Consider the following 5,663-nt stretch of genomic DNA (forward strand, 5'->3'; position numbering starts at 1 on the left):
GCCCGGGTCAGCTCGTCGCGCAGGTGCTCGACCGGGTGCCGCTCCGGCGAGATGCGGGTCGCCCACAGGTCCGCGAGGGTCAGCTCCACCTCGGACATGACCGGGAGCGGCGGAGGTGCGGGTGCAGGCGTGGTGCCGACCAGGTGGTCGGGCCGTTCGGCGGCACCGGCCGCCCAGAGCGCCTGGCGTCGGTCGAGCCCCAGGGAGTCGAAGGCACCGGCGGTGGCCAGCGCCTCCAGCTGCGCGGAGGTGAGGCCGGCGCGCCGGGAGAGGTCGGTGACCCCGGCGAACGGGGCCTCCTCGCGGGCCGCCACGATCCGCTCGGCGACCTCGAGGCCGATGCCACGCACCGAGTCGAGGCCCAGGCGGACGGCGTGCCGCCCGTCCCGGCGATGGGACGACGTCGGGTCGGGGGCGTCGGCACTCCACTCGGTGCGGGAGAAGTGCGGCTCCAGGCACTCCTGGAGGCCGGTGGCGCCGGGCTCCCCCGTCTCGTCGACCGGCTCGAGGTCGGCCAGCGCCCTCGAGCGCAGCAGGTCGGGACGGCGTACGACGACGCCGTGGCGGCGCGCGTCGGAGACCAGGGACTGCGGCGAGTAGAAGCCCATCGGCTGGTTGCGCAGCAGCCCGGCCAGGAAGGCGGCCGGATAGTGCAGCTTGAACCACGAGCTGGCGTAGACGAGCAGCGCGAAGCTGAGGGCGTGCGACTCGGCGAAGCCGAAGTTGGCGAAGGAGAGGATCTTGACGTAGATCGCGTCCGCCACGTCTCCGACCAGCCCGCGGCGCGCCATGCCTGCGTAGAGCTTCTGCTTGATGCTCTCGATCCGCTCGACCCCGCGCTTGGAGCCCATCGCCCGGCGCAGCAGGTCGGCGTCGTCGCGTGAGCAGTCGCCCAGCGCGACGGCCATCGCCATGAGCTGCTCTTGGAAGAGCGGCACCCCGCGGGTCCGCTCGAGCACCGGGACCAGGTCGGGGTGCTCGTAGGTCACCGGCTCCGCGCCGGTGGCGCGGCGCACGTAGGGGTGCACCGCCCCGCCCTGGATCGGCCCCGGCCGGATCAGCGCGATCTCGATGGCCAGGTCGTAGAACTCTCGCGGCCGCAGCCGCGGGAGAGTGCCGACCTGGGCCCGGCTCTCGACCTGGAAGACCCCGACCGAGTCGGCGCGGCAGAGCATGTCGTAGACGGCCGGCTCCTCCTTGGGCATCGTCGCGAGGTCCCACGACTCCCCCGTGTGCTCGGCAGCCAGCCTCATCATGTGGTCCAGCGCCCCGAGCATGCCGAGGCCGAGCAGGTCGAACTTCACCAGCCCCATCGACTCGCACGCGTCCTTGTCCCACTGCAGGACCGTGCGGCGCTCCATCCGGGCCCGCTCGATCGGACACACCTCGCCGATCGGCCGCTCGGTGAGGACCATCCCGCCGGAGTGGATGCCGAGGTGCCGAGGGGCGCCCATCAGCTGGTCGGCCAGCGCGACGACCGGGACGGGTACGTCGTGCGCGGCCGGGTCGCCGTGGTCGCCGGCGACCACCGCATGCCACCCGTCGATCTGCTTGGACCAGGCATCCTGCTGGCCGGGTGAGTGGCCGAGCGCCTTGGCCGCGTCGCGGACCGCCATCCGCGGCCGGTAGGTGATCACGTTGGCCACCTGGGCGGCGTTGTGCCGCCCGTAGGTGTCGTAGACCCACTGGATGACCTCCTCCCGGCGGTCGGAGTCGAAGTCGACGTCGATGTCGGGCTCCTCGTCGCGGTGTGCGGAGATGAACCGCTCGAAGGGCAGCCGGTAGAAGACCGCGTCGACGGCCGTGATGCCCAGCGCGTAGCAGACCGCCGAGCTGGCCGCCGAGCCGCGGCCCTGGCACAGGATGCCGTGGCTGCGGGCGAAGTCGACGATGTCGTGGACGATCACGAAGTAGCCGGCGAAGTCCTTGTCCGCCACGACCCGCAGCTCGTGCTCGATGCGCTCCCGGGCCTCCTCGGCGTGGGGCAGGCCGGCGTAGCGCTCCTCGAAGCCGCGCCACACCAGCTCGCGCAGCCACGAGTCGGCGGTGTGCCCCTGGGGGATCCGGTGCTTGGGGAGCCGGGGCGAGGCCTTGCGCAGGTCGAAGGCGAGCTCGTCGGCGAGCACCACGCTGTGGGGCACGGCGTCGGGCCAGCGGCGCAGCGCCCTCGCGACCTCAGCCCCGCTGCGCAAGTGTGCGGTCCCCGACAGGTCGAGCCAGCCGTCCATGTCGGCCAGGCTGCGGCGGGCGCGCACGGCGGCCATCGCCGAGGCGAGCCGGGCCGAGGCCGGGGTGGCATGGTGGACGTTGCCGGCCGCCACGACCGGCAGTCCGTGGTCACCGGCGAGCCGCGCCAGCACCTCGTTGGTCTCGTCGGCCGTCGGGTGCGCGCCGGGTGACAGCTCCACGGCAACCCCGTCGAGCCCGAAACGCTGGGTCAGCCGGTCGAGCTCCCCGGCCGCCGCCCGGGGGCCACCGGCCGACAGCGCCGCGCGCACCGCCCCCTTGCGGCACCCGGTCAGGACGACCCAGTGGCCGCGGCCCCGGTCTGCGAGCTCGTCGAGGTCGTAGACGGGGCGGCCCTTCTCGTCGCCGCGCAGGTGCGCGGCCGTCATCGCCGCGGCCAGCCGGTGGTAGCCCTCCACACCGCGGGCCAGGACCAGCAGGTGGTGTCCTTCGGGGTCGGGAACCCCGTTCTGCGGGCCGCTGAGCCCCAGCGACAGCTCGGCGCCGTAGATCGTGCGGAGCGGGGCCGAGGGGTGGGCCGCCGCGGCCTCGGCCAGCATCGGGGCGCCGTAGAAGCCGTCGTGGTCGGTGATCGCCAGGCCGTGCAGACCCAGCCGGACGGCCTCATCGACCAGCTCGGCCGGCGAGGACGCTCCGTCGAGGAAGCTGTAGTGGCTGTGGCAGTGCAGCTCGGCGTACGCCGTGTGCCCGGCCTCCGGGGCCGGCGCCCGTACCCGCGGCTCGAGCCGGCGTCGCTTGGGCCGCGAGACGGGCGCGTCGTCGGCGCCGGGCAGCCCTGAGAGACGCCGCTCGAGCTCCTTCCAGGAGATCGGCGGGTTGCCCCAGCCCATCAGGCTCCGCCCTTCGCAGCGACCATCAGTCGTACCCCGCCTCGACGCGCCAGCCGTCCGGCCCGCACACGAGCAACCAGGCCCGGCCGTCGGCGCCCACCACCTGGAAGCGGGACGCGCGGCCGGGGCCGTCGGACCACCAGGACTCGTCGACCGGCCACGGGCCGGCCCAGGCCAGCACCGGCTGCCAGCCGCCGTCGAGGAGGACCCGGGTCGGCTCCCCGCTCACCACACCGCGCTCGGTCACCGCCACCGCGCGACCGGCCTGGTCGCGCACCTCGGCGACGGCCGGCTCGGCGAAGACCCGGCACGGTGCCGGGCCGGGGACCTGTCCCGGCCACGGCCGGTCGAGGGGACGCAGCGCGGTGGCACGCTCGCCCCACGGGACCGTGGCCTGCCGGTCGCGCGGACTGCGCCCACCCTGCAGCACCGGCCGGGTCACGGCGTCGAAGCCGACCATCGCCTGGACCCGCGCCACCCCGCGCTCGACCAGCTCCTCACCCGCCCCGCCCCAGAGCCCCTCGCTGTGCGCGGCGGCCGGCTCGACCACCTCGGGAACGAACCGGACGCGCTCGACCGGCGCCCGCACCTGCCCGGCGTCGTGGCGCGAGCGCAGCCCCGCGCTGCCCTGCAGCTGCCAGTGCACCCGGTCGACCAGGTCGCGCACCGAGAAGTAGCGCGGGTGCAGCCAGGTGCGGGCCGAGGCGACCGCGCCGTCGTGCTCGGCCTCGACCCGCACCCCGGTGGCCACCAGCTGGCGCGAGGCGAGGTCGGTGACCAGCCGCTCCGCGGTCGTGCGGACGCTGAAGCAGACGGCCTCGACCGAGTCGAGGGGTGGCTCGAAGCAGACCTCGGCGGTCAGGTCGGGGGGAGGGGTGCGAGGGGCCATGCGGGTGGGTGCCTCACCGCGTGTCCGGCGCCAGGTCCGGGCGCCGTAGGCGCCGAACCGGTCCTGCACCGCGTCGAGCGGCAGCGCTGCGAGGTCCCCCAGGCTGCGCAGACCGAGCCGGCGCAGCAGGCTGACCGCCTCGCGGCCCTCCGCCCCGTCGGCCTCGAGGACCTCCACCGGCAGCTCACGCAGGAAGGCCGCCGACCCACCCGCCGGCACCAGCTCGCACTCCTGCACCCGGGCCCGGCGGGCCGCCTGCTCGGCGGTGAAGAGGTCGTCGGCCACGCCGAGGCGGCAGTCCCACACGCCCGCGTCGACGAGCGTCTCGGCCAGGACCGCGGCCGCATTGGCCTCTCCTCCCAACCAGCGACCGGGCGCGCGGACGGCGAGCAGCCCCGGCCGGAGCGAGGCCACACCAGGCCGCAGGGCCTCGACCGTCTCCAGCACCGGCTCGAAGTGCCGGGCGTCCCGGTCCGGGTTGGCCTCGAGCAGGACCAGCTCGGGACAGCGGGCCTGCGCGTCCCGGCGCCGCTGACCGCGCCGCACCCCCTCGTCCCGGGCCGGCCAGTTGCACACCTCGACCACACCGGCCGCCAGCACCGCGGCCGGCTCCGCCGGCGACCGCTCGGCCTCGCGCAGCGCCGCGACCACCGACCAGTCCGGGCACCAGACGACCAGCACCCTCATCCCGACGCCCACCTCAGGGTCCGGCCCGGCGGCTGGTCCGCCGACAGCAGGTTCAGCGGGGCCTCGTCGCCCGGGAAGGCCAGCTCGGCGCGGACCGGTGGTGCGGTGCCGCGGCGTACGGCGACCCGCACCTGTCGGCTGCGCAGCCGGCCATGACCGTGGTCGGGACCGGTCCACCGGACGTCCTCGAGGCTCAGCCGCGCCTCGCAGCGTGGCCAGTCGCCCCAGACCACGAGGACCGAGGAGCGTTTGCGCAGCCGGGCGTCGAGGACGCCGGCCGCCCGCGCGTCGACCCGCGTGGGCGGCCGCAGGACGACGACCCGCAGCACGTCGACGAGGGCCGCGGTCACCTCGAGCCAGTGCTCGCCGGTGTCGGGGACCAGGACGGTGCGTGCCAGGTCGACTCCGAGGCCGGCGGCCGCCTCGGCCCCGAAGTCGGCCCACCCGGCGAAACCCACCCACTCTCCGGAGCGCGACGCACCGGCGGCCAGCGCGAGCGCCAGGGACGCGGAGTCGACGCCGTAGCTGCTGCCGGTGCGCAGGGTGACCAGGCCGGACAGCGCCGGCAGCACCGGCACGGGCAGCCGCGCCGGCCCGCCTTCCAGTGCCGTGACCCGCTCGCGCAGCTGGTCCAGGACCGGGCGCGCCGGGTCCAGGGCCGGAGTGATGGTCACCGGGCAAGTTTCGAACATGTGTTCGAACCCGTCAAGCCGGGCGAGCGATCAGCCGGCCACCACGCGCTCACCGAGCCACGGCACGGACGCACAGGCCCGTTTCCTGGAACACGAGTCTTGAACCATTCAAGAAAATGCGGTTGAGTGCGGAGCGTGACCTCCACGGCGCAGCACGAGCAGTCGCTCCGTGGGGCGGGGCTGCGCGTGACGCAGCAGCGCATGGCCGTCCTCGACGCCGTACGCCGCCTCCCCCACGCCGACACCGACTCGCTGATCACTGCCGTACGCGCGGAGTCCGGGGAGATCAGCCACCAGGCCGTCTACGACGTGCTGAAG

At 75.0% G+C, this 5,663-nt stretch carries 4 protein-coding genes; 1 reads left to right on the plus strand and 3 read right to left on the minus strand.

Annotation, left to right across the window (positions count from 1 at the left end; translation table 11 throughout):
- The 3 genes from VFV89_RS00215 to VFV89_RS00225 form a co-directional block, all read right to left on the minus strand.
- Positions 1–3,077, minus strand: a 3,077-nt coding sequence (locus VFV89_RS00215) for an error-prone DNA polymerase (RefSeq protein WP_329703872.1), incomplete at its 3' end; no start/stop codon positions are given.
- 25 nt (positions 3,078–3,102) lie between these two features.
- The gene (locus tag VFV89_RS00220) at positions 3,103–4,653 is read right to left on the minus strand and encodes a DNA polymerase Y family protein (RefSeq protein WP_329703873.1); all 1,551 of its coding nucleotides are present in this window, start codon (positions 4,651–4,653) and stop codon (positions 3,103–3,105) included.
- A complete protein-coding gene (locus tag VFV89_RS00225; protein ID WP_329703874.1) occupies positions 4,650–5,327 on the minus strand; it encodes a hypothetical protein in 678 nt (225 codons plus the stop codon). Before VFV89_RS00225 ends, VFV89_RS00220 begins: the two co-directional genes overlap by 4 nt.
- Positions 5,328–5,480: 153 nt before the next feature.
- On the opposite strand from VFV89_RS00225, the gene VFV89_RS00230 reads away from it, so the two are divergent.
- On the plus strand, positions 5,481–5,663 hold a 183-nt coding region (locus VFV89_RS00230), incomplete at its 3' end, for a transcriptional repressor (RefSeq protein WP_329703875.1).

Source organism: Nocardioides sp. (genome assembly GCF_036274455.1).
Taxonomy (GTDB): Bacteria; Actinomycetota; Actinomycetes; order Propionibacteriales; family Nocardioidaceae; genus Nocardioides.

Bases quoted from the DNA above. Each gene is read 5' to 3' on its own strand.
- VFV89_RS00220 (WP_329703873.1), bottom strand. From the start codon at position 4,653: ATGAGGGTGCTGGTCGTCTGGTGCCCGGACTGGTCGGTGGTCGCGGCG.